Source organism: Pseudomonas bananamidigenes, assembly GCF_001679645.1.
GTDB classification, from domain to species: Bacteria; Pseudomonadota; Gammaproteobacteria; order Pseudomonadales; family Pseudomonadaceae; genus Aquipseudomonas; species Aquipseudomonas bananamidigenes.
In genome coordinates this window covers 16,150-35,065 of sequence record NZ_LRUN01000044.1, presented here as the reverse complement: position 1 = coordinate 35,065, position 18,916 = coordinate 16,150, and the positions used below count along the sequence as shown (strand labels likewise).

The 18,916-nt window shown below is 59.3% G+C and carries 23 protein-coding genes and 1 riboswitch; of the genes, 15 read left to right on the top strand and 8 right to left on the bottom strand.

The genetic code is table 11. From position 1 onward, the window contains the following. The first annotated feature begins 18 nt into the window (after nucleotides 1-18). Entirely contained in the window at nucleotides 19-378 is a 360-nt protein-coding gene (locus BBF94_RS16440) for a DUF6124 family protein (protein ID WP_065260038.1), read from the top strand. A gap of 82 nt (nucleotides 379-460) precedes the next feature. Here BBF94_RS16440 and BBF94_RS16435 read toward each other — a convergent pair whose 3' ends face one another. The 5 genes from BBF94_RS16435 to BBF94_RS16420 all read right to left on the bottom strand — a co-directional run bounded on the left by BBF94_RS16435 (nucleotide 461) and on the right by BBF94_RS16420 (nucleotide 5,490). Next, a complete protein-coding gene (locus BBF94_RS16435) occupies nucleotides 461-1,441 on the bottom strand; it encodes an AraC family transcriptional regulator (RefSeq protein ID WP_065260037.1) in 981 nt (326 codons plus the stop codon). 26 nt (nucleotides 1,442-1,467) lie between these two features. Continuing rightward, on the bottom strand, nucleotides 1,468-1,641 hold the full coding sequence (locus tag BBF94_RS27230) for a DUF2256 domain-containing protein (RefSeq protein WP_082302423.1): 174 nt from the start codon (nucleotides 1,639-1,641) through the stop codon (nucleotides 1,468-1,470). Continuing rightward, on the bottom strand, nucleotides 1,638-3,176 hold the full coding sequence (locus BBF94_RS16430; protein WP_065260036.1) for a cryptochrome/photolyase family protein: 1,539 nt from the start codon (nucleotides 3,174-3,176) through the stop codon (nucleotides 1,638-1,640). Before BBF94_RS16430 ends, BBF94_RS27230 begins: the two co-directional genes overlap by 4 nt. Before the next feature lie 149 nt (nucleotides 3,177-3,325). Then, nucleotides 3,326-4,636 carry an ArnT family glycosyltransferase gene (locus BBF94_RS16425; protein ID WP_065260047.1) on the bottom strand — a complete coding sequence of 437 codons (1,311 nt, stop codon included), beginning with the start codon at nucleotides 4,634-4,636 and terminating at the stop codon, nucleotides 3,326-3,328. A 332-nt stretch (nucleotides 4,637-4,968) separates the two neighbouring features. Continuing rightward, complete coding sequence (locus tag BBF94_RS16420; RefSeq protein ID WP_065260035.1) at nucleotides 4,969-5,490, bottom strand: AidA/PixA family protein; 522 nt, start codon at nucleotides 5,488-5,490, stop codon at nucleotides 4,969-4,971. 379 nt (nucleotides 5,491-5,869) lie between these two features. On the opposite strand from BBF94_RS16420, the gene BBF94_RS16415 reads away from it, so the two are divergent. Next, nucleotides 5,870-6,250 carry a c-type cytochrome gene (locus BBF94_RS16415; RefSeq protein WP_065260034.1) on the top strand — a complete coding sequence of 127 codons (381 nt, stop codon included), beginning with the start codon at nucleotides 5,870-5,872 and terminating at the stop codon, nucleotides 6,248-6,250. A gap of 18 nt (nucleotides 6,251-6,268) precedes the next feature. Here the strand turns inward: BBF94_RS16415 and BBF94_RS16410 are convergent, their stop codons facing one another. Both BBF94_RS16410 and BBF94_RS16405 read right to left on the bottom strand, forming a co-directional pair. Beyond that, nucleotides 6,269-6,772 carry a hypothetical protein gene (locus BBF94_RS16410; protein ID WP_065260033.1) on the bottom strand — a complete coding sequence of 168 codons (504 nt, stop codon included), beginning with the start codon at nucleotides 6,770-6,772 and terminating at the stop codon, nucleotides 6,269-6,271. Nucleotides 6,773-6,908: 136 nt separating this feature from the next. Next, complete coding sequence (locus tag BBF94_RS16405; protein WP_065260032.1) at nucleotides 6,909-7,565, bottom strand: O-methyltransferase; 657 nt, start codon at nucleotides 7,563-7,565, stop codon at nucleotides 6,909-6,911. Between the two features lie 111 nt (nucleotides 7,566-7,676). Here BBF94_RS16405 and BBF94_RS16400 point away from each other — a divergent pair, with 111 nt between their 5' ends. Beyond that, a complete protein-coding gene (locus BBF94_RS16400) occupies nucleotides 7,677-8,309 on the top strand; it encodes a TetR family transcriptional regulator (RefSeq protein WP_065260031.1) in 633 nt (210 codons plus the stop codon). A 297-nt stretch (nucleotides 8,310-8,606) separates the two neighbouring features. After that, nucleotides 8,607-9,350 (top strand): NYN domain-containing protein, encoded by a 744-nt coding sequence (locus tag BBF94_RS16395; protein ID WP_065260030.1) that lies wholly within the window; start codon nucleotides 8,607-8,609, stop codon nucleotides 9,348-9,350. Nucleotides 9,351-9,433: 83 nt separating this feature from the next. Here BBF94_RS16395 and BBF94_RS16390 read toward each other — a convergent pair whose 3' ends face one another. Continuing rightward, entirely contained in the window at nucleotides 9,434-9,871 is a 438-nt protein-coding gene (locus BBF94_RS16390; protein WP_065260029.1) for a DoxX family protein, read from the bottom strand. 161 nt (nucleotides 9,872-10,032) lie between these two features. On the opposite strand from BBF94_RS16390, the gene BBF94_RS16385 reads away from it, so the two are divergent. The 11 genes from BBF94_RS16385 (at nucleotide 10,033) to BBF94_RS16335 (ending at nucleotide 18,872) form a co-directional block, all read left to right on the top strand. Beyond that, nucleotides 10,033-10,941, top strand: a complete 909-nt coding sequence (locus tag BBF94_RS16385) for a LysR family transcriptional regulator (protein ID WP_065260028.1) — start codon at nucleotides 10,033-10,035, stop codon at nucleotides 10,939-10,941. A gap of 33 nt (nucleotides 10,942-10,974) precedes the next feature. After that, nucleotides 10,975-11,180, top strand: a riboswitch (cobalamin riboswitch). Between the two features lie 91 nt (nucleotides 11,181-11,271). Next, a complete protein-coding gene (locus tag BBF94_RS16380) occupies nucleotides 11,272-13,209 on the top strand; it encodes a TonB-dependent receptor plug domain-containing protein (RefSeq protein WP_065260046.1) in 1,938 nt (645 codons plus the stop codon). Continuing rightward, entirely contained in the window at nucleotides 13,209-13,568 is a 360-nt protein-coding gene (locus BBF94_RS16375; RefSeq protein WP_065260027.1) for a (2Fe-2S) ferredoxin domain-containing protein, read from the top strand. The genes BBF94_RS16380 and BBF94_RS16375 overlap by 1 nt, the downstream gene beginning before the upstream one ends. Next, complete coding sequence (locus tag BBF94_RS16370) at nucleotides 13,565-14,491, top strand: ABC transporter substrate-binding protein (protein ID WP_065260026.1); 927 nt, start codon at nucleotides 13,565-13,567, stop codon at nucleotides 14,489-14,491. Before BBF94_RS16375 ends, BBF94_RS16370 begins: the two co-directional genes overlap by 4 nt. A 99-nt stretch (nucleotides 14,492-14,590) precedes the next feature. Next, entirely contained in the window at nucleotides 14,591-14,893 is a 303-nt protein-coding gene (locus tag BBF94_RS16365; RefSeq protein ID WP_065260025.1) for a hypothetical protein, read from the top strand. Between the two features lie 264 nt (nucleotides 14,894-15,157). Next, on the top strand, nucleotides 15,158-15,481 hold the full coding sequence (locus tag BBF94_RS16360) for a gamma-glutamylcyclotransferase family protein (RefSeq protein ID WP_065260024.1): 324 nt from the start codon (nucleotides 15,158-15,160) through the stop codon (nucleotides 15,479-15,481). Further along, nucleotides 15,456-16,160 carry a phytanoyl-CoA dioxygenase family protein gene (locus BBF94_RS16355; protein ID WP_065260023.1) on the top strand — a complete coding sequence of 235 codons (705 nt, stop codon included), beginning with the start codon at nucleotides 15,456-15,458 and terminating at the stop codon, nucleotides 16,158-16,160. The genes BBF94_RS16360 and BBF94_RS16355 overlap by 26 nt, the downstream gene beginning before the upstream one ends. Before the next feature lie 56 nt (nucleotides 16,161-16,216). Continuing rightward, nucleotides 16,217-17,140 carry a bifunctional helix-turn-helix transcriptional regulator/GNAT family N-acetyltransferase gene (locus BBF94_RS16350; RefSeq protein ID WP_065260022.1) on the top strand — a complete coding sequence of 308 codons (924 nt, stop codon included), beginning with the start codon at nucleotides 16,217-16,219 and terminating at the stop codon, nucleotides 17,138-17,140. Further along, nucleotides 17,137-17,604 (top strand): metallophosphoesterase family protein, encoded by a 468-nt coding sequence (locus tag BBF94_RS16345; protein WP_065260045.1) that lies wholly within the window; start codon nucleotides 17,137-17,139, stop codon nucleotides 17,602-17,604. The genes BBF94_RS16350 and BBF94_RS16345 overlap by 4 nt, the downstream gene beginning before the upstream one ends. A gap of 43 nt (nucleotides 17,605-17,647) precedes the next feature. Next, on the top strand, nucleotides 17,648-18,268 hold the full coding sequence (locus BBF94_RS16340; protein ID WP_065260021.1) for a LysE family translocator: 621 nt from the start codon (nucleotides 17,648-17,650) through the stop codon (nucleotides 18,266-18,268). 133 nt (nucleotides 18,269-18,401) lie between these two features. Continuing rightward, a complete protein-coding gene (locus tag BBF94_RS16335; RefSeq protein WP_065260020.1) occupies nucleotides 18,402-18,872 on the top strand; it encodes an arsenate reductase ArsC in 471 nt (156 codons plus the stop codon). Nucleotides 18,873-18,916: the final 44 nt, after the last annotated feature.

Below are 18,916 nucleotides of genomic sequence, written 5' to 3'. Positions count from 1 at the left end.
CTTTTCAGGAGATACACCATGATCAAACCAACACCCAATCCACCCGAAACCGACCCGACCTCCCCTTACGAATTTCCCGATTCGAAGAAATTCCACGACGCCGCCGAGCGTGCGCTGGACCATTACCTCTCCCCGTCCTCCCGGGTGATGTCGTGCTGCATCGATCCCGAGCCGATGTTCCGGGCCAATCCCAAGTACAACACCGAAGCCCTGTTGGCCAATGCCAGCGAAAGCCTGGGTTCGGCCAACGAGATGTTGAACAACTTTGCGTCCTCGCTCGATCCCTCACACCGTAAGACGGCGTTGGGGATTGCGCAGGTGGTTATGGTGGCCGGGTTGGCGGTGAATCAGGCGCTGGATCACGTCGAAGTGGCGTAAGCGGCTGTCGCTAAAAACAGCCCTGAGCACCTGGCATCGCGCCAGGTGCTTTTCCTTCACGGTCAATGACCCGCCCCCTGCCCTACAGCGCCCGCACCGGAATGCAGATGTCACAGCTCATTTCACCGGTGCGCGGATCGAAAACGGTGGACGCCGTAAACCGCTCGAAGAATGGGCGGTCGTCGCATTGCAGGCCGCTGGACGGCATCCATTCGCGGATCAGCCATGTCCACGCGTTGGTCATGCCTTCGGCTTTCCCTTTGAAACTGGCGACGGCATACCGCCCACCCGGCAGCGCTTGCGTATCCACCTGGCCGCTGGCGACGAAATCCGCCGGCACTTCGACGCAAGCGTCATAGCGGCATTTGTCGGGTGGCGTGATCGAGGGGTCGTCATGACCGATGCCGTAACAGGTCCGGTCACCGAGGCCATGGGAATACATCCACGGCGTGATGGTGCTGCGCCAGAATTCGCCGATGGCCGGCCCGTAAGGCCCGATCAAACGTTGATACGCGACGCGTGCTTTGGGCAATTCAATAATGCGTACTTCCATGGCAATGCCTTCCGATAGCCGATTAGAGCCGTCAGCTTCGGCGAACGGCCACTCGGCCGCCTGATGGCGATTGCCGAAGACCTGATCAGGATTGCTCTCGTGGCTGCCCGCTGGCTGCCTGATCAGTGCCGCCTGAGCCTTCAGCCGCTGAGGCGTCGTGGCGCGCCAGGCCGAGGGCGTGCAGCCGAACTTGAGTTTGAAGGCCCGCGCAAACGCCTCGCCCGACTGAAAGCCAGTGGCCAACGCGATTTCAAGCACGGTTTCCCGGCTGCCACAGGACAGCCGCAACGCTGCCTTCTCAAGCCGTCGACGCTGCGCATAACTGCCCAGCGTTTCTCCCATCCACGCGGCGAAAATGCGATGAAAGTGAAAACGCGAGAAATTGGCGATGTCGGCCAGATGCGCGCCGTCCAAAGGTTCATCAATGTGCGCGTCGATGTAGTTCAGTACACGATTGATCCGCCGCGCATACTCGGCGCGGGAGGCTTGCGCAGAGGGTTGGTTGGTCATTCCGGAGGCACCGTCCATGTGGCTGTTTAGCCATTGAGTTTCTGCGGCAATCCCGCACCGCCATCCACACTGGATTTACTACGTCGGCAACGCTCGGAGCAATAGCGCACGTCCTCCCAGCAGCGAGCCCATTTCTTCCTCCATGTGAAGGGAAGGCCGCAGGTCGCGCAGGTTTTGACGGGCAGCTCACTTTTTTTCACAGCGGCTCACCCTCGTCCAATTGGTTGAGCAACCATTCGCCGCGCTGCCAAAGCGCCTGTTGTCTGGGCTCAGGCATGCGGTCGAGGTTTTTGTAGATGATGCTCATGCGTTGATTGCCGCGCAGGCGGTCGCCGTGACGCATCAGAAAATGCCAGTAAAGCGAATTGAAGGGGCAAGCGTCATCTGTGGTGCTTTCACTGACCTTGTACACGCAGCCACGGCAATAGTCGGACATGCGCTTGATGTACTGGCCGCTCGCACAATAGGGTTTGGAACCGAGATAACCGCCACCGGCGTGCATGACCATGCCGAGCGTATTGGGCAGTTCCACCCAGTCGAAGGCGTCCATGTAGATAGCCAGATACCACTCACAGATGTCCTTCGGCGCGATGCCGGCGAGCAGTGCGAAGTTGCCCGTCACCATCAATCGTTGGATGTGGTGCGCGTAGGCATGTTCCAGGCTCTGGTTGATGGCCTGGCGCATGCAATTCATCTGGGTTTGACCGGTCCAGTAGAACTCCGGAAGCGACCGCGTATTGCCAAAGGCATTGCCATGGGCATAGTCCGGCATCTTCAACCAGTAGACGCCCCGGACATACTCCCGCCAGCCGATCAGTTGCCGAATGAAGCCTTCGGCGGCGTTGAGTGCAATGCTGCCGGACCAATAGGCAGATTCCACATCGCTGCAAAGCTTGCGAAGATCCAGCAAGCCGATATTCAGTGCCGCGCTGATACGCGCATGAAACAGAAACGGCTCATCGCTGGCCATGGCGTCTTGATAGTCACCGAAGGCTGCCAGCCCCCAATCTAGAAAGTAATCCCACAAGGCCTGAGCTTCGGCGTGGGTGACCGGATAGTCGAACGTGTCGAGGGCGCCGTAGTGGCCGGAAAAGTTGTCGGCCACTAACGCAAGCACCTCACGGGTGATTGCATCTGGCGTAAAACGGGCTGGCGAAGGCGGTCTGACGCCTTTGGGCAGGGCTTTGCGGTTTTGCTCATCAAAGTTCCAGGCGCCTCCGACCGGGCTGCCGTCGCCATTGAGCAACAACCTGCTCTTGCGGCGCATCTCTCGATAAAAGAACTCCATGCGCAGCTGTTTTTTGCCCTGCGCCCATTGAGCGAACTCGGCACGCGAGCAAAGAAAGCGACTGTCGCAATGCCAGTTGATCGCCAGGCCACAGTCCCTGAGCGAATGCTCCAGCCGCCAGTCACCGCACTCTGTCATGTGCAGCTCATCCGGTTTCAGACGTGAGTGCCAGCGCTGCAATTCGCTTGGCACGGACCCGGTATTTTCCGGGTCATCGAGCGCTACGTACTGCACCTTGACGCCCCTCTGCCGCAAGGCTTCGGCGAAGTGGCGCATGGCGCTGAATATGAGTGCGATCTTTTGCGGATGATGAGGAACATGGCTGGCCTCCTCCATCACCTCGACCAGCAGCACCGTATCGCTCTGTTGATCCAGCGCCTGCAGAGAGGCGAGATCGAACGATAACTGGTCGCCCAGGACGAGGCACAATCGGCGAGTCGTGTTCATCAATCAGGTTCCGGTTGATGGGGGCGTTCAGGCTGACTGCGTAGCGTTGATCCACTGAACGGCTTTCAACCAGCGAGAGCCTGAATTCTTGTACAAGAACACGAAAATGTACAATTTTATTGCAAGAAATTGGCTGCCTCTACAGCCATTCACCAAAACCAGTACGGCAAAAACTTCGGCGTAGGCTCGATCATCAGTTCCAGGTGATAGGTGATCGGGTTGAAGAAAAACATATCCAGAATCAAAAACGCCCCGACCCCGAACGACAACGTCACGAACTCGCGATAAGGATGCTCGGCGAAGTACTCACGCTTGGCGTGGTAGAAGCTCAAAAGTGCAATCAACCCCAGGCCGGCACCCAAATAGTTGGGCTGTAGCGGGACTTCGGCAAAGAGGTTGTAGACGCACACCGACGCCAGCATCCCCAACCCCAGCAGCGGTAACTTCAGGCAGAACTTCAGCAAGCCGTTTTTGGCGCGCACGAAGGCGGTTTCTTTACTGACGAACAGGTACGCAGCCAGCAGGGAAATGGCCGGAGTGATTGCCAGGATGTAGCGCGCTTTCTTGGAGCTGGGAATGGTGAACAGCACCAGCAACACCAACAGCCAACCGGTGAGGTACAGCAGCAGGTCGATGTCTTTGTCGCGGCTCGAACTGAAGAACAGTTTGTACTTCTTCAGGATCACGTTGATGGCGTAAAACACCGTGAAGCCGTAGGTGAACAGGCCGGCGGAGAAGTAGAAGTAATAGCGCGGCGCGTGGTCGGAGCCGAAGCGCCCGATGCCCTGCATGTTCAGCACGTCATCGAGGAAGGCTTGCCCGCCTTGCAGGTAGGCCGCCCAGGCCAGCAACGCCACTCCGGCGGCCAGAATCACACCCGATAAGAATGAAAACACCAGCAACAGGCGCCATTGGCGGCTGAGGAAGTAATAAGCCCCGATGACACAGGCCGGCCCGATCAAACCGATCGGCCCGCGAAACGCAAAGCCCAGCGCCAACCCGACGTACAGAAACGCCAGGCGACGCGGGTCTTTTTTCATTTCGGCGGAATACGCCACGTAGAAGCACATCACCGTAAACAGCGCCGGGTAGATATCCAGCGCCAGCGAGTTCACGCCGTCGAGAAAGGCCCAGGTCAACAGGCTGAACAGCACGCCGTAGGCGCCCCACCGCTTGCTGTGCAGCGCCCCCAGCCGATAAATGAACACCAGCATCAGGGACGCCGCCACGCAGGACGGAAAACCCATGGACAGAATGGACACCTGGCCAAACGGCAGAGACGCCAGATACACCAGCAAGGTGTTTAGGACGGTGTAGTCGGGATAGGGTTTGAGATCGTCGGCAATCGGGAACAGCGTGACGCCGTGCAGCAACATGTATTCGGCGAAGTCGACAAAGCGTGTGGTGTAGTTGAGGACAGCGGGTTTGTACTGCAACACCATGAACACGGCCAGTGTCATGAAGAAAATGCTCAGGCACGGATTTCTGGCAATCAATCCTTTCAACATGCCTTCCCGCCAAGTGCGCGTTACAACAAGCGGGGCATCAAATCGATCCATCGGTAACCCTTTAATGAAGTTGTTCTTTTTGGCTGAAATCCATTAAGTCCGATTGCACCGGGAATGATCGCCCGTTTACCGGAAAGTTGAATTTGAGCCTAGCCCACGAAGGGCACTATTCAAGCATTACGCGCCCCAACACTCCCTGAACGAGATGGATGAAAGTCAATAAAAATCCCGGCCAGACCCTCTTCACTGACGAAGAGTATCGGGCCGGGCTTTTTGCCGTTCAGTTACTGGTTATTGACGGTGATGTACGGGTCCCAGGTGTGGTCTGTGCCAATCTGGTTCAGGTCACGGTCGTACAGCGCAAACGTGATGGTGTACCAGAGTTTGCCTGGATTCAGAGCAGTGGCCTGCCACAGGGAGTACGTCACGTCGGTTTTGGAAATACCGCCGGGCGCCCCCTTGTTCAGGTAGATCACCACACCGGGCACGTTGAAAGAGACCGGTACCGACATGGTGCCTTTGTAGTCACCGCCCTGATGGGGGTCGCCGGGCTGGACGTTCTTGATCTGTGCAATGCGGTCGAAGTTGCGCGACAGCGTGGTGGCGCGCCAGCGGATGTTGTCGCCGGTTTTGACATCGATCCACAGTTCGTTGCCGCCTTCGCCGGTGTTGCCGCTGGCACGCGGATCGACGGCATCGCGCGTCACCAGCATGGAAATCGCACCGCCGACATCATTGGGATGGGCGATCAGGTAATCGGCATCGATATTGACGAGTACGTCATAGGTATTGGTCGCACTGGACATGTTCCTGCTCCTTGTTGGAATGGCATGACGACCGCGCCCGCAAAGGCTGTCCGGCTCATCCGGTCCCTGGATGCGGTCTGCGGAGAACGATAGGAGATGGCTGGATGGTGTCAACGTGCGATCAGTTGACGCGAAAAAGATGCAGCGAAATACGCCGCTGCCAAAGCGTTGATCCAGGACTGTCCAAGTCGATCCCCTCATCGACTACGAGGCATTTTCTGACACGTTGATCTGCCGAAAACGTATAGGCGTTGCCGGTATTCACCGAATGGCATGTACCTGAAACCCCGCCATGCCCAATGACGACAGCAACAAGGAATATGGATAGTATGGCGGCGAGTTTTTCCAGCATTCAAAACGGACGAAAGCTGATTCCACAATGAAAACATCTCTCATTGTCTTGATGACTGTCGCTCTATCAACTCAGACAACACACGTCTGCGCCGATAACACCAACGGCAAGAACCTCTACGTTCAAAGATGCGCTGTATGCCACGGACCCGATATCAAGGGAACCGGCCCGTTGGCCAAAAAAAGCAATCCCCCTACTCCCGACCTGACAACACCCGCCTTCAAGAAACGATTGAGTGACTACCCGGGCGTGATCGTGTCCTCGATCATCCTTCGCCCGAACGGCGACCTGATCCCGAAGACCTTGCGCGAGAATGGCGTGAAAATCCCGCCGCACGCCTGGAGCGTGAGCGACTTTCGCGATTTGAATCAGTACATGAACGATGTCATTTCAAAAAAGCAGCACTAAGCCGGGCAGCACTACCCTCTAGCGTTCGTCGGCGTTTTTGTCACTGCCCTTTATGTTTTCAATCAGGTCAACCACGTAGTCCTGATTGAAGCCCGCCACGAATGACCAGAACAGCAACTTGGCGTAGGCCGCATACCCTTCCGCGTGTTGGCAAAAAATATCGTTGAAGATCTGCTTCAGACACTGAGGATCTTTATCCGGAGTGATCACCGGAAACAGATCGCCTCGAATAACGCCGGAAAGAAACAACAAATACAGGAGCCCCGCCAGAATCCCGCCGATGAACGAAGGCAGTATCAACGCGAACCACGAGCGGGAGAGGTTTTCGATTTCCGGGTCGGTGAGTGCTGACAATCGCCTGTGAAACCCTACATAGCCCCCGATATTCCCCGCGATACAGACGATAAACGGCACTTTGTAATCAGGCAGGCTGTAAGTGACGGCAATCGCCAGCGCCAGCAAGGCGATGAACAGCCAGAATATGCGCTTCCAGATGATGTTGAGGTCTTCCTGACGATTCATGATCAACTCCTTGATCGCGACCCTGTGAGGACACTTCAAACGATAGACCAATCCTGTCGCACACACGGAAGACCGAACCGAAAAAGACCTCGAAGGTGTGCGTCTGGATCCGGGCACACCTTCGCCACGATCGTTGTCAGCCCAGGCGCATCGACACTTCGATGTCATCGGCAAACGGCACGCTCAGGTAGCCGTTCTTGGGCGAGCGCACGTGAGCCAGGTATTCCGGGCAGTAGTCGGTGTTGTCGGCGATCACCAGCGCACCCGGGCGCAGGTGGTTTTCCACTTGTTTCAACACCTCGCCATACAACGCCTTGGCGCCATCGAGCAGAAGCAGATCGACGGTGTCCGGCAGGCCGCTCGCCAGGGTCACCAGCGCATCGCCTTCGCGAATTTCGATCAGGTCACTGACTCCGCCCTCTACGAAGTGATGCCGCGCCAGTTCGACTTTCGATGGTTCGAATTCGCTGCCGATCAGCACTCCGCCGCCGTTGTCCCGCAAGGCCGCCGCCAGGTGCAGGGTCGACAGGCCGAACGAGGTGCCGAACTCGACGATGGCTTTGGCCTTGACGCTGCGGGCGAGCATGTACAGGAGTTTGCCGGTGTCACGGGAGACGGGCAGCCACAGGTCTTTGAGCATTCCATAGAGTTCGCGGTATTCGGTTTTGCTGTGCATCAGGCGCTCGCGTTCTTCGTTGGACACGTCATTCAGAACCGGGCTGGTGGCGGCGCTGGCCTGGGTGTAGAGGCGTTCGATCAGGGTGGCCAGAGGCTCGGCGGTCAAAGTCGTCATGGTGGTTTTCCGTCGGTTGAGGGCTAATATGCGAATGTTTCGTCGCATTCAATGATGCGAGCGAATGGCCCTGTTCGCTATTCGCATTCCCGCCCGACGCCCGAGCCGCCCATGACCGACCGCCAGACCGCCCGTATTTCCTCACGCAAACAGCCGCAGCAGGCTCGCTCCGCCGAGCTGGTGGCGGCGATTCTTCAAGCGGCTGTTCAGGTTTTGGCCAAGGAAGGCGCGGCCCGCTTCACCACGGCGCGGGTCGCGGAGAAGGCCGGGGTAAGTGTCGGGTCGCTGTATCAGTATTTCCCGAACAAGGCAGCGATTCTGTTTCGGTTGCAGAGTGATGAGTGGTTGCAGACTACGCAGATGCTGCAACGGATTCTGCAGAATCAGGATGCGCCGCCCCTGGAACGCCTGCGCACACTGGTGCATGCGTTCATCCGTTCGGAGTGTGAGGAAGCGCAGATGCGCGGTGCCTTGAGCGACGCGGCGCCGCTGTATCGCGATGCGCCAGAGGCCCACGAAGTGCGGGCGACGGGCAAGCGCACCTTTGAGGCATTCATGGTTGAATTGTTGCCCGAGGCCAGCGAGCCGAGCCGTGCTCAGGCCTGTGGCCTGATCCTGGCTACGCTCAGTTCGGTAGGAAAGGACTTCTCACTCACCCCGCGCACCGACGAAGCCATCATGGCACGCGCCGAGGCGATGGCGGACATGTTTTGCGCCTATGTGGCTTCTCTCGACGCCAGGTAAGGCTGTCGATGCTCCGTCGTCAAACTACAGCCCCCTGCGCAAAAACCTACAAATACGTCAGAAAGCGCTGGCTTGTGGGCCAGATCCTCAGGTTTTATCTTTCTCCCTCACTGCTCATCGACAACATCTAGAGCACATTCAAGATTGATGGCTAGCCCTTGATCAAAACGAAGAAGACGCGATTGACGACACTGCCATCTCTCACTAATCTGCCCCCATCCCGCCCAAGGCAGTAAGCCGTCCTAACCATCCAGGACGTGCCAAACCCTTGGGCGTTTTTGTTCTCAGGAAGAACGTATGCCCAGCGCAGTTCTGGTTGACGGTGCCTACTTCATCAAAAGATTTCGAAAGATTGAGCCCCACAATGCATTTAATGCCGAGCGTGCTGCCGATCTGGTACACCGATGGGCAACCGCTCACCTGACTCCCAGAATGCTCACTCGTCCGAATGGACAGCATGCAGGGCTGCGACAGCCCTTTAGAAGAGAACTTTACAGAATTTTCTTCTACGACTGCCCTCCTCTGGACACCAAGCAACATAACCCCATAACCAGGAAGCTCGTGGACCTCTCAAAGTCCCGAGAAGCGCTTTTTCGTAGAGAACTGCACATTCGATTGCGTAGCAAACGCAAACTGGCATTGCGGCTGGGGCATTTGTCGAAGGATGTGAAATGGACGATCAAACCCGCCAAAATCGCCGAACTGCTCAAAGGCAAAATTCAAATTTCAGATCTGACCGAAACCGATGTCAGCATAGAGACTCGACAAAAAGGCGTAGACATGAGAATTGGCGTCGATGTCGCTTGCCTTTCGTTCAAGCAACAGGTCGACCAGATCATCCTGATCGCTGGTGACGCAGACTTTGTGCCGGCGGCGAAGATGGCTCGCCGTGAAGGTGTTGATTTCATACTTGATCCGATGTGGCAAAGCATTCCTGAGGGCTTGATGGAACACATTGACGGGCTGCGTTCCACCTGTCCAAAACCTCCACCAAAACCCACCATCAATGACAGCTGCAAAGCCTTGCTCTCAGAATATTGAGAGCCAGTCAAGGCGGGTACTCAGCGTAACTCGCAAACAACAAAACGCCGCAAGGGACTCCCGTCCCTCGCGGCACTCTTCTTTCAGCGGCGGCGAGCGTCGAGGCTGAAGCGACCGGCACCGAAGGCCACGACTTGCAGCAGGCCGCCGGCCATGGCGATGTTCTTGAAGAAGTGGATGAACTGGTTCTGATCACCCAGCGCATTGTGGAAGGCCAGTGCGGTGAACACGCTGAATGCGGCCAGCACAGCGGCGACGGTGCGGGTGCGGTAGCCGGCGATCAGTGCCAGACCACCACCGATCTCGACGATGACGGCCAGTGCCAGCGCCACTTGTGGCAGAGGCAGTCCGACCGAGCTGATGTAGCCGATCATCATGGCTGGAGCGGCCAGTTTGGAGAAACCGGAAAGGATGAAGATCACACTGAGCAGGACGCGGCCGATCAAGGCAACCGAGGCTTGTCTGGTGTCGGAAGCGTTATTTACAGAACTTGCCTGAGCGATGTTTGCAGAAGTAGTCATGGGAGTATTTCCTTCAATTGGGGTCCGGTTCGACTTGAACCGTCCGGATGAAGAAATGTTGCGCCTCGACAGCTCATCTGAATAGCCGACTAATTTAGATCGTTACGTTCGAAAAAATAGGTAAGCTGCTCACCCAGTCACAACCATTCAAGGACACCGGCATGATCTCCGACCCGGGCACTCCGACACTCGATCAGCTTCGCGTATTCCTGACCGTTGTCGAAGTCGGCAGTTTTGCGGGGGCAGCGCGCAAGCTTCACCGGGCGACGTCGGTCGTCAGCTACTCGATTGCCAATCTCGAAATGCAGCTGGGCGTCACCCTCTTCGACCGGGAAACCACCCGCAAGCCGCAGCTCACCGACGCCGGCCGCACCGTGCTGGCCGAAGCCCGGACCATCGCCAACGGCGTGCACGGTTTGCGCGCCAAGGTCAAAGGCCTGCTGCAAGGGCTGGAGGCCGAAGTGCATGTGGTGCTCGACGTGATGTTGCCCGCCGAGCGCGTGGTGGATGCGCTGAAATCCTTTCGCGAGGCATTCCCCACCGTCGCCCTGCATCTGCACATGGAAGCGCTCGGCGCCGTGACAGAGCTGGTGATCAACCGCGGCGCGGTGGTCGGCGTCAGCGGGCCGATGAACGATGGCATCAACGGCCTCGAAAGAATCGGCATCGGCAGCGTCGAACTGATTCCGGTGGCGGCACCGAATCATCCTTTGGCATGCGCCGAAGCCAATGTTCCCGGTGCCGGTCGCGAGCACACGCAGCTGGTGCTGTCGGATCGCTCAGAGCTGACCAGGGACAAGGATTTCGCCGTCCTCAGCAGCCGCACCTGGCGTCTGGCAGACCTGGGCGCCAAACACATGCTGCTGCGCGAAGGCATCGGCTGGGGCAACATGCCGAGGCCAATGATCCAGGAAGACCTGGACAGCGGCCGGCTGGTGAGACTGGACCTGCCGGAATACCGCAGCGGGCAATACACCTTCGACGCGATCTACCGCACCGATGTGCCACCGGGTCCGGCGGCGCGCTGGCTGATCGAGCGGTTTGTGCAGCAGAACACGCCCGAGGCCTGACCCGAAAGTTGACGAGCGGTCATCCGGATGTTCAGATGCCGCCCTGTTTCAGGTGTCCCATGCCGCCGTGCATGGGGTGAAACGGGAAACCGGTACGTTCCTTTCGAACAAGTCCGGTGCTGCCCCCGCAACGGTAGGCGCGTGATGCTTTCGACAGACCACTGTGGCCAGACGGCCATGGGAAGGTGAAAGCCTCCAGACGCGCGAGCCCGGAGACCGGCCTGAAATGCTTTTGGCAAACTCCTGCGGTGGGCGGGCATGGGCCGGTGTCGGCGCGTGCGCGATGCCTTCTCCTGCATGCTCTTCTGCGAAGATCCTTTCGAGAAGACAATGATCAAACCTTTCAACACCAAGGCTCCATCCCTGTTGCTCGGCTGCCTGTTCAGCCCCCTGCTGCTGGCCGATGACACGCCGCTGCAACTCGCTCAGCAAATCGTTTCCGCGCCCTCCGTGGAGTCCACCACCGTCGCCGACATGGCGCAATTCGGCAGCAAGGTCGAGATCGTCACCCGCGAGCAGATCGAACGCGCCGGCCCCGGTGCCGATGTCAGCCGCGTGATGCAGATGTTCATTCCCGGTCTGTACGTCGCGCCGAAAAACGGCCCGTTCGACTACGGCACCTATTCGCTGCTGGGCGGGCGCAACGACGACACGCTGATCCTGCTCGACGGCGTGCGCCTGAACAATCGCCTGTACGGCGGCCTGTACCTGGACACCCTGCCGGCCAACGCCATCGAACGCATCGAAGTGCTCAAGGGCGGACAGAGTCTGCTGTTCGGCACGCAAGCCGTGTCCGGCGTGATCAACATCGTCACCCGCAGCCCACAGAGCCGACAGGCCTCCGGCGAAGTGAACATGGGCGTGGATACCTTTGGCGGCACCACCGAGGATGCGCGGGTCGAAAACATCTTCACCAACGGTTTCGGCGACCTGGGCCTGCGGGCCTACGTCAGCCATAACGTTTCGGACGGCTACCAGCCGTTTCGCAATCGCGACATCAGAAACAGCAGCGAAAAGAACCGCGCCTACGAAGTCACGACGTTCGGCGGAAAGGCGATTCAGTCCTTTGGCGACGACACGCGCCTGGAACTGTTCTACCAGTACGCCGACGCCAACCTCGACTTCGCCCGCCCGGTGGACAACCACAAGACCACCAACGACCGCATCCAGCAGATCGCCACGGCGACCTTCGAGCAGAACGTCAACGAACGTCTGAGCTACTTCGTCAAAGGCCACATCAACGATTGGGACACCCGCTACACGCGCATCAACAACACGTCCGATGGCGGTTTAAAAACCATCAACCATAACGACTACTGGGGCTTCACCGACTGGGGCGTGCAGGCCGAAGGCAAGGCCGAACTGCCCGGTGGACATGTGCTGGTGTTCGGTACGGACAACCAGTGGTTCAAGGGTCAGGACGACGTGCTGATCATCGACAACGACAAGGCCGAAGCCCACGCCTTCTACACCCAGTTACGCCCGAAGATCGATGCCCTGCCCGACTGGCACCCGAGCATCGGCATCCGCCACGAAGCCATGAGCGGCGGCGACAGTGCCACCGTCGGCATGCTCACTTCGCTGTATGACCTCAACGAAAACTGGGCCCTGCGCGGCCAGTACGGCACCGCCTATAAACTGCCGAACGCCGAGCAACTGTTCGTCAACGAACCGGGCGATGAACTGGGCAACCGCAACCTGAAGCCGGAGAAAAGCCGCAACGCCGAACTTGGCGTCGACTACAAAGGCCTGCTGATCGACCGTGAGTTCAGCGCCAGTGTCACCCTGTTCAAACGCAAGATCGATGACCTGATCACCCTCGACGACATCCAGTGGGTCAACGGCCAGGGACGGATCCAGATGCGTGGTTTCGAGGCGGACGCGAAACTCGCGCTCAACGAGCAATGGAGCCTGCAAGCGGACATGACCCGCAACCTCACCGAGTCCCGCGCTGGCGTCACACTCAACGATGTGCCGAGCTTCTTCGCCCGTTCGCGCATCGGTTACGAGTCGGTTGACCGAATGTGGGGCGCCGGTGGCGCGATCCGTTATATCCGCGATGTGATCAGCTCGAAACAGGTCGAGTACGGCCATTACTCGGTGGTGGACGCCGATGCTTATCGCTACCTCGACGGTGCTCATCAGCACCGGGTGAGCCTGCTGGTGGAAAACCTGTTCGACCGCGACTACGTCACCAGCCGTTCGAGCAATGTCGACAACCTTGGACGCCCGTTCACCTCCGAAGTCCGCTACACGTACCGTTTCTGATGGCCGAGATCAAAACCATCGACGGCGTCGACACGCATCCGGACTGGTCGCACGTGCCCGAGCATGCGCGCCATGTGTTCCTCTGCACCGGTCCGCGCTGCACCCGGCGCGGCGCCTTGCAGCTATGGAAAACCCTGCGCCGACACTTGCTGACCCATGATCGCATCGAGACACCGGGCGGCGTTTTGCTGACCCGTACGCACTGTCAATTCCCGTGCAACCTGGGGCCGATCGTGACGGTGTATCCGGAGACCTGCTGGTACGGCGTGCGCAGTCACGCGGATGCGCAGCGACTGGTCGAGGTGCATCTGGTGGGCGGTGAAGTGGTCGAGGATCTGCTGATCAGGTCGCGCTCATGAGAATGCTCGGCTTTGTGGCTGCTCTGTTCTGTGCGCTGCCCGTTTTGGCCGACAGCTACCGCAATTGTGGCGAGACCTGGAACGCACCGGCCACGCCACCGTCGCGGATCGTCGCCCTCAATCAGCATGCGGCCGATCTGCTGCTGGCGTTGGGTGCGGGCCCGGCGCTGGTGGGCGTCGCCTATCTGGACGACACCGGTGTGCCGCAGTCCGAATATTTCGGCGTGCCGGTGATTGCGCCACGCTACCCGGCGAGCGAAGTGCTGTACGCGCAGAATCCGGATCTGGTGATCGGCGGGTTCGCCTCGGCATTTGGCCATGGCGTGACGTCGCGCAGCGGGTTGGGACGCAATGGCGTGGCTTCCTATCTTTTGGAGTCCGCGTGCAACGGACACTCGCTCGACTATTTCGAACACATCCGCAACGACCTCTCGACCCTCGGCGCCTTGCTTCACAAGCAGCCGCAAGCCCGGCAGCTGAGCAAGGCGCTGGATGCAGACCTGAAACGTGCCCGGTCACTGGCCGGTTCGGACAGACCGTTGTCGGTGTTTTATCTGGACAGCGAGATCAATGGCCTCGACAGCGAAGGCCGAAGAGGCTTCGTCACCCCGCTGCTGGCCGCCGCCGGGGCGCGCAATCTGCTGGCCGACATCAACCAGTACCGGGTCACGGTAAGTCGCGAAACACTGCTCGCCAGTGACCCGGACGTGATCCTGATGGCCGACGCGCAGTGGTCGCCGGCCAGCCGCAAACGCCGGCTGTTGATGCAGGACCCGGTGCTGTCGACCCTGCGTGCCGTGCGTGAGGGAAGGATGATCGATATTCCCTTCACTCATCTGCTGCCTACGGTGAACAGCGGTGGTGTGGCACTCGGATTGGCGCAACAGTTCAGAGCACTTCGGGTGATCGAAGCCAACCATTGACTGCGTCGATAACGATCATTAACTCAATGAAATTCTCATATCAAATCCGAAGCGTAGGATCTGCTCCATACCAACCCACTGCACACGGAGTACAGAACCATGAAACGCCAAACCCTTATCGGTATCGCCTTCTCGCTCTTCGCCCTGAATGCTTTTGCGGCGACTGAAACCGACCCTCTGTTCAGCGATGCGGTTGCCGCAGCCACTCAAACCGACCCATTGTTCAGCGACGCGGTTGCTGCTGCGACTCAGACCGATCCACTGTTCAGCGATGCCGTTGCCGCCACTGAAACCGATCCTCTGTTCAGCGATGCCGTTGCCGCCACTGAAACCGATCCTCTGTTCAGCGATGCCGTTGCCGAAGGTGGTTCCGACCGTCTGATCGAAAGTCGTAACGCCTGAATGCAGGGTTTTACCGCAGCATTGGACGAAAGCCCGGCCTTATCCGCCGGGCTTTTTTTATTTGGGGACAGATCTATTTTTCTAATCACCGGGTGACGGCATGATTTGCGGGGATGGCGGCGGTCGTTCGCGTGCGGTGATCCAGCAACAGGTGGTGGCATTGATCGACGGCTTTCTGAACCGGTCACTTCCCTACTGATGGCGGTGTTGCCTGTGCATTCGTGATACGTCAGGATCCCACCCTTTTGACCGTCAGGAGCAATCGTGGAACGTCTCTTCGTTTATGGAACCCTGGGCCCTGGCCGCCCGAATGAGCATGTGATGCTGAACATCGGCGGCACCTGGCAGGCCGCTTCATTGAGGGGGCGTCTGGCGAACGCGGGCTGGGGCGCCGATATGGGCTTTCCCGGACTGGTGATCGCAGAGGATGGCGATGTCATCGAAGGCTATATTTTCTCGTCAGACAACTTCCACCTGCACTGGGCGGCGCTCGATGAGTTTGAAGGCGCCGAGTATCAGCGGGTTTTGACCAGGGTGACTCTGGATGACGGGACGGCAATGGATGCCTGGGTCTACGCCCTGCGCTAGACAACTTCACGAGAACGGCTACGCCCTGCTCCGCCGGGCAATCCCGGCGGCATGGCTGACCGGACTTCGGCACACATTCGACACCGGCGTAAAACCCTCAAGCGAATGGCCCGTACCTCGTGGCATCGACTGGCGCCATTCGCTGCTGGACACCGACCCGACCGTCCAGGCTGTGTGCCGGTTGCCACCCTTGTTGGCCGTGGTGGGCGAGTTGATTGGCGAGCGCTTCTTTCTCTCCCAGGTGGAAGGCCGCGAACCCCTCGCCAACGGCGGCCACCAGCAACTGCACCGCGACCTGTCGGCGCAGCGTCCCGGCGACACGGCCATCGCACTGGTCTACCTCGATGACTACGGGCCCGAAAACGGCGCCACCCGCCTTGTCCCCGGCAGCCATCGCCCGGCGCCCGGCGCACCGCCCGTCGACTTCGCCGACGAGTCCCGGTCTGTACAACTGACCGGCAACGCGGGCGACATCCTGACCTTCGACGCCGACCTGATCCACGCCGGCAGCCTGAACCCCACCGGTGCTCGCCGCCGCACACTGCTGATCACTTATTTTTCTGACACGCTCTACGCATCACACCTGGAAACGGTGAGCCTCAGGAACATACGAATGGACACCAGCGAACGGTTCGACCCTGCGGAGTTTGCCTTGGCGAATCCCGGACAATTCATTTGACTTGATTGCCTTCGGCAACTATATAGTTGCTCAAGGCAACCATTCGAGTATCCGCCATGTCCATGCCCATTCTCATCGAACGCGCCGACACCGTCCGTCAGTTCAACCGTTTCTACACCCATCAGATCGGCGTTCTGCAGGAGCACCTCCTGCAGAGCGACTACTCGCTGACCGAGCTGCGTATCCTCTACGAACTGGCCTCCGGCGGTGATCTGACCAGCGCCGACCTGCGGCAGATGCTGGGCCTCGACGCCGGTTACATGAGCCGGATCATCAGCGGCTTCGACAAAAAAGGCCTGATCCGGAAAGTCCCTTCCGCCACCGACGCCCGCGCCAGCCTGTTGCACATTACCGATCTGGGCCGCGAAATCCTCGCCCCGCTGGAACAGGCCTCGCGACAGGAAGTCATCACCCTGCTCGAACGCCTGGCCGAGCCGCAGCAGCTGCAATTGATCGAGTCCATGAGGCTGATCCAGACCTTGCTGGAGGGAGGCAAACCGACGACCTATCTGCTGCGGGACCCGCAACCCGGCGACATGGGGCTGGTGGTGCAGCAGCAGACCGTGATCTATACCCGCGAATACGGCTGGAACTCGGAGTTCGAAGCGCTGGTGGCCGAGGTCGTGGCCAAATACCTGCGCGAGTTCAATCCCAAAAACGAACGCTGCTGGATCGCGGAAAAGGACGGCAAGGTGGTGGGTTCGGTATTCGTCATCCGACATGACGAAACCACGGCAAAACTGCGCATGCTGTTTGTGGACGCCAGCGCGCGCGGGCTGGGGATCGGCAATCGACTGGTCGAGGAGTGCCTGAGGTTTGCCCGGGATGTCGGGTATAAAAAGATGATTTTGTGGACGACCAGCAATCTGGTGGATGCGCGCAAGTTGTATCAGCGGGCGGGGTTCGAATTGGTGGAGGAAGAGCCGATTCACAGCTTCGGGAAGGATCTGGTGAGTCAGACATGGGCGATCGAATTGTGAAAGCCGGCATCCTCTCCGACACCCACAACCTCCTGCGCCCCGAAGCCCTCGCAGCGTTGCAAGGCTGCGACCGGATCATCCACGCCGGCGATATCGGCAACCCGGACATTCTCGCCCGACTGGCCGACATCGCGCCTGTGCAAGCCGTTCGGGGCAACAACGACCTGAACAGTCCGTGGGCCGGCGATATTCCCGATCTCCTGACCTTCGACCTGAATGGCTGGCAAGCCCTGCTCGTGCATGACATCGCCGATGTGCCGGCCGATCTCGACCCGCAGATCAGACTCATCATTACCGGCCATTCCCATAAGCCGCTTATCGAATGGCGCGGCGACCGGCTCTACGTCAATCCCGGCAGCGCCGGCCCTCGCCGTTTCAAGCTGCCGGTCACGCTGGCGATCCTTGAGATAAGTCCTGACGGCATCGAACCGCGCCTGATCTCCCTGCTGGATCCTCCTGCCTGAAACCGCTACCGTTCCCCCATCCAGCACAGGGAACACACTTGCCATGTCCATCGCCGACAACCTTCTCGCCTTCACCTTCGCCGCCACGCTGCTGACCCTGACACCCGGCCTCGACACCGCGCTGATCCTGCGCACCGCCACCGTCGAAGGCAGGCAACAGGCCTTGCGTGCTGCGCTGGGCATCAATGCCGGTTGCCTGTTGTGGGGCGCGGCGGTGGCGTTCGGGCTGGGGGCGTTGATTGCCGTTTCGGAGCTGGCCTACAACCTGTTGAAGTACTGCGGCGCGGGGTATCTGGCGTGGCTCGGCTTGAACATGCTGCTGCGCCCTCGCCGCTCGCTGGCGCCTGCCGAATCCAACGGCAAACCGGGGAGCAACTGGTTCTTGAAGGGCATGCTGGGCAATGTGCTCAATCCCAAGGTGGGAATTTTCTACGTGTCGTTCCTGCCCCAGTTCATTCCCCAAGGGCAGCCACTGGTGCCGTGGACGTTCGGTCTGGTGAGCATTCATGTGGTGCTGGGATTGATCTGGTCGCTGGTGCTGATTGGCGCGACGCAACCGTTGTCGGGTTTTCTGCGCCGGGAGAAAGTGATTCGCTGGATGGATCGCACCACCGGCATGATTTTCGTGCTGTTTGCGGCGCGGTTGGCGTTCAGCAAGCGCTGAATCGCCCAACGCCTTCTTTCGACGCGCCTGGTGTCATCGATTCAAGCGCTTGCCCTATACATATGCAAACAGTGCGCGACTCGCCGCTTCGTGCGACCGCCCGCTCAATACATCCGCCTGCTGAGGACCGATCATGCGCGTTCTATTCATGTGCACCGCCAACAGTTGTCGCAGCATTCTGTCCGAAGCGATGTTCAATCACCTGGCGCTGCAAGGTTTCGAGGCGGTCAGCGCCGGCAGTTTCCCCAAGGGCCAGGTGTTGCCACGCAGCCTGACCACGTTGCAGGAGGCCGGTATTTCCACCGTCGGGTTGAGCAGCAAGGGCAACGACGCTTTCGAAGACAACCCGCCGGACATCGTCATCACCGTGTGCGACAAGGCCGCCGGTGAAGCCTGCCCCGTCTATTTCGGGCCCGCCTTGAAGGCCCATTGGGGGCTGGAGGATCCGTCGGAAGTGCGTGGCGATGAGACCACTGTCAACGCAGCGTTCCACGCCACCCTCGCCCGGATCGAAACCCGCTGCCGGGCCTTCCTCGCCCTGCCCTTCGCCGAGCTCGACCGCGATGCCCTCAAGCGCGAGCTCGACCGCATCAGCCTGCTATGACCGGAGTCGTCATGACCGACCTGCCCAACTAAAAAAAAACGGCG

Bases quoted from the DNA above. Each gene is read 5' to 3' on its own strand.
- BBF94_RS16440 (WP_065260038.1), top strand. From the start codon at position 19: ATGATCAAACCAACACCCAATCCACCCGAAACCGACCCGACCTCCCCT.
- BBF94_RS16435 (WP_065260037.1), bottom strand. From the start codon at position 1,441: ATGACCAACCAACCCTCTGCGCAAGCCTCCCGCGCCGAGTATGCGCGG.
- BBF94_RS16430 (WP_065260036.1), bottom strand. From the start codon at position 3,176: ATGAACACGACTCGCCGATTGTGCCTCGTCCTGGGCGACCAGTTATCG.
- BBF94_RS16425 (WP_065260047.1), bottom strand. From the start codon at position 4,636: ATGACACTGGCCGTGTTCATGGTGTTGCAGTACAAACCCGCTGTCCTC.
- BBF94_RS16420 (WP_065260035.1), bottom strand. From the start codon at position 5,490: ATGTCCAGTGCGACCAATACCTATGACGTACTCGTCAATATCGATGCC.
- BBF94_RS16415 (WP_065260034.1), top strand. From the start codon at position 5,870: ATGAAAACATCTCTCATTGTCTTGATGACTGTCGCTCTATCAACTCAG.
- BBF94_RS16410 (WP_065260033.1), bottom strand. From the start codon at position 6,772: ATGAATCGTCAGGAAGACCTCAACATCATCTGGAAGCGCATATTCTGG.
- BBF94_RS16405 (WP_065260032.1), bottom strand. From the start codon at position 7,565: ATGACGACTTTGACCGCCGAGCCTCTGGCCACCCTGATCGAACGCCTC.
- BBF94_RS16400 (WP_065260031.1), top strand. From the start codon at position 7,677: ATGACCGACCGCCAGACCGCCCGTATTTCCTCACGCAAACAGCCGCAG.
- BBF94_RS16395 (WP_065260030.1), top strand. From the start codon at position 8,607: ATGCCCAGCGCAGTTCTGGTTGACGGTGCCTACTTCATCAAAAGATTT.
- BBF94_RS16390 (WP_065260029.1), bottom strand. From the start codon at position 9,871: ATGACTACTTCTGCAAACATCGCTCAGGCAAGTTCTGTAAATAACGCT.
- BBF94_RS16385 (WP_065260028.1), top strand. From the start codon at position 10,033: ATGATCTCCGACCCGGGCACTCCGACACTCGATCAGCTTCGCGTATTC.
- BBF94_RS16380 (WP_065260046.1), top strand. From the start codon at position 11,272: ATGATCAAACCTTTCAACACCAAGGCTCCATCCCTGTTGCTCGGCTGC.
- BBF94_RS16375 (WP_065260027.1), top strand. From the start codon at position 13,209: ATGGCCGAGATCAAAACCATCGACGGCGTCGACACGCATCCGGACTGG.
- BBF94_RS16370 (WP_065260026.1), top strand. From the start codon at position 13,565: ATGAGAATGCTCGGCTTTGTGGCTGCTCTGTTCTGTGCGCTGCCCGTT.
- BBF94_RS16365 (WP_065260025.1), top strand. From the start codon at position 14,591: ATGAAACGCCAAACCCTTATCGGTATCGCCTTCTCGCTCTTCGCCCTG.
- BBF94_RS16355 (WP_065260023.1), top strand. From the start codon at position 15,456: ATGCCTGGGTCTACGCCCTGCGCTAGACAACTTCACGAGAACGGCTAC.
- BBF94_RS16350 (WP_065260022.1), top strand. From the start codon at position 16,217: ATGTCCATGCCCATTCTCATCGAACGCGCCGACACCGTCCGTCAGTTC.
- BBF94_RS16340 (WP_065260021.1), top strand. From the start codon at position 17,648: ATGTCCATCGCCGACAACCTTCTCGCCTTCACCTTCGCCGCCACGCTG.
- BBF94_RS16335 (WP_065260020.1), top strand. From the start codon at position 18,402: ATGCGCGTTCTATTCATGTGCACCGCCAACAGTTGTCGCAGCATTCTG.